Raw genomic sequence first — 248 nt, 5'->3', positions numbered from 1 at the left:
TTCATCCATCTGGCGCAGGTCGAAATCAGTGAGAGGCGTGGGCTTTTTTAACAAGATTGCACATCATACATTGAACTGAGTTTCCAGGCAGAAAAATTGTCTGCGGGGAGGTGATTGGTTACGTGGCGACAGCAGCGTACAAGAGGCGCGTCAAAATGGTCGACAAATCGAAGCGCCGGTTAAATCGATACTGAGCCTCGGCCAAATAGAGAAAACCATATTTATCGAAATTGAAAGCATGGTAGGTT

The 248-nt window shown here is 46.4% G+C and carries 1 pseudogene; it reads right to left on the bottom strand.

Features of this window, described 5'->3' with window-relative positions:
• Positions 1-118 precede the first annotated feature (118 nt).
• Positions 119-248: pseudogene (locus F1735_RS35180) on the bottom strand (IS1595-like element ISCARN94 family transposase); the annotation flags it as partial.

It is taken from the genome of Massilia genomosp. 1, from assembly GCF_011682185.1.
Lineage (GTDB): Bacteria > Pseudomonadota > Gammaproteobacteria > Burkholderiales > Burkholderiaceae_D > Telluria_A > Telluria_A rubra.
This window is presented reverse-complemented; position numbering and strand designations above follow the sequence as displayed.